This window comes from Anaerobacillus alkalilacustris (assembly GCF_001866005.1).
In the GTDB taxonomy this organism is placed as follows: Bacteria; Bacillota; Bacilli; order Bacillales; family Anaerobacillaceae; genus Anaerobacillus; species Anaerobacillus alkalilacustris.
On sequence record NZ_MLQR01000007.1, the window covers coordinates 1 to 1,878 of the forward strand.

Genomic DNA, 1,878 nt, shown 5'->3' on the forward strand with positions numbered 1-1,878 from the left:
TAACAACAGAGCTTTACGACCCGAAGGCCTTCATCGCTCACGCGGCGTTGCTCCGTCAGACTTTCGTCCATTGCGGAAGATTCCCTACTGCTGCCTCCCGTAGGAGTCTGGGCCGTGTCTCAGTCCCAGTGTGGCCGATCACCCTCTCAGGTCGGCTACGCATCGTCGCCTTGGTAAGCCGTTACCTTACCAACTAGCTAATGCGACGCGGGCCCATCCTGTAGTGTTAGGTAAACCCAACTTTCATTTTAGAACCATGAGGCTCCAAAGATTATCCGGTATTAGCTTCGGTTTCCCGAAGTTATCCCAGTCTACAGGGCAGGTTGCCCACGTGTTACTCACCCGTCCGCCGCTAATTTCAGGGAGCAAGCTCCCATCCATTCGCTCGACTTGCATGTATTAGGCACGCCGCCAGCGTTCGTCCTGAGCCAGGATCAAACTCTCCATAAAAGTGTTTGATAAAGCTCAAAATAAAACATTGACGAGATATTTACTATCTCTTTTAATTCGCTTGGCTGTGTGTTCAGTTTTCAAAGAACTATCTTAAAGTTCGCCCTACACAAAATCATTATTTTAACATAATTCTTTCGTAAGCAACTCATTAAGTTTACCATAACACCTTTTGCTATGTCAATACTTTTTTAAAAAATTTTGGTGGAGCCTAGCGGGATCGAACCGCTGACCTCCTGCGTGCAAGGCAGGCGCTCTCCCAGCTGAGCTAAGGCCCCTAAATGGTCGGGAAGACAGGATTTGAACCTGCGACCCCCTGGTCCCAAACCAGGTGCTCTACCAAGCTGAGCCACTTCCCGTTGAACTAATAATTATTTAAACTACTGTATAATAATATGGCGCGCCCTGAGAGATTCGAACTCCCGACCTTTTGATTCGTAGTCAAACACTCTATCCAGCTGAGCTAAGGGCGCTTAATAGCCATTTATTAATTTTAATCAACATATATAGCATGTTCCTGCACCATTACGTTTATTCATCATAAATCTACAAAAAACAGATACGATATTGTTGATTTGGTACCGAGGGCCGGACTTGAACCGGCACGATAGTCACCTACCGCAGGATTTTAAGTCCTGTGTGTCTGCCAATTCCACCACCCCGGCATAGCAGACTATAATATTGGAGCGGAAGACGAGATTCGAACTCGCGACCCCCACCTTGGCAAGGTGGTGTTCTACCACTGAACTACTCCCGCAAATTTTAGTGGTGCGGGTGAAGGGACTCGAACCCCCACGTCAAAGACACTAGATCCTAAGTCTAGCGCGTCTGCCAATTCCGCCACACCCGCATATAAATTTGTAAAAATGGTGAGCCATGAAGGATTCGAACCTTCGACCCTCTGATTAAAAGTCAGATGCTCTACCAACTGAGCTAATGGCTCTTGATACTGAATTTAGATAAATATAAGGTTAACTTTGCCACATTTCCGCTACATTGCATACTCAATGTAGTTGCAGTGGTGCCGGCCAGAGGACTTGAACCCCCAACCTACTGATTACAAGTCAGTTGCTCTACCAATTGAGCTAGGCCGGCATCTTAATGGTGGAGGATGACGGGATCGAACCGCCGACCCCCTGCTTGTAAGGCAGGTGCTCTCCCAGCTGAGCTAATCCTCCGAAATACCTAGCAACGTCCTACTCTCACAAGGGGAAGCCCCTAACTACCATCGGCGCAAAAGAGCTTAACGATCGTGTTCGGCATGGGAACGAGTGTGACCTCTTCGCTATCGCCACTAGATAATATATTTAGTTGAAAGAAATCATTCTTTCAAAACTAGATAACATACATTTAAGATTCTTGAGTGTGAATTCAATTCTTATTTTTAGGATAAGTCCTCGACCGATTAGTATCTCTCAGCTCCACACG

At 46.7% G+C, this 1,878-nt stretch carries 9 tRNA genes and 2 rRNA genes; all 11 read right to left on the reverse strand.

Going from position 1 to position 1,878, the window contains the following annotated elements:
* Positions 1 to 450: ribosomal RNA gene (locus BKP37_RS06110) — 16S ribosomal RNA — on the reverse strand; the annotation flags it as partial.
* Positions 451 to 652: 202 nt separating this feature from the next.
* A tRNA-Ala gene (locus tag BKP37_RS06115) sits at positions 653 to 728 on the reverse strand.
* 4 nt (positions 729 to 732) lie between these two features.
* Positions 733 to 809, reverse strand: a tRNA-Pro gene (locus tag BKP37_RS06120).
* 37 nt (positions 810 to 846) lie between these two features.
* Positions 847 to 923 (reverse strand) — tRNA-Arg (locus tag BKP37_RS06125).
* Positions 924 to 1,026: 103 nt separating this feature from the next.
* Positions 1,027 to 1,115: transfer RNA gene (locus BKP37_RS06130), tRNA-Leu, on the reverse strand.
* Positions 1,116 to 1,132: 17 nt separating this feature from the next.
* Positions 1,133 to 1,207 (reverse strand) — tRNA-Gly (locus BKP37_RS06135).
* A 9-nt stretch (positions 1,208 to 1,216) separates the two neighbouring features.
* Positions 1,217 to 1,300: transfer RNA gene (locus tag BKP37_RS06140), tRNA-Leu, on the reverse strand.
* Positions 1,301 to 1,317: 17 nt separating this feature from the next.
* Positions 1,318 to 1,393 (reverse strand) — tRNA-Lys (locus BKP37_RS06145).
* Between the two features lie 76 nt (positions 1,394 to 1,469).
* Positions 1,470 to 1,545: transfer RNA gene (locus BKP37_RS06150), tRNA-Thr, on the reverse strand.
* A 7-nt stretch (positions 1,546 to 1,552) separates the two neighbouring features.
* Positions 1,553 to 1,628, reverse strand: a tRNA-Val gene (locus BKP37_RS06155).
* 5 nt (positions 1,629 to 1,633) lie between these two features.
* Positions 1,634 to 1,749 (reverse strand): 5S ribosomal RNA (gene rrf, locus BKP37_RS06160).
* Positions 1,750 to 1,878 lie beyond the last annotated feature (129 nt).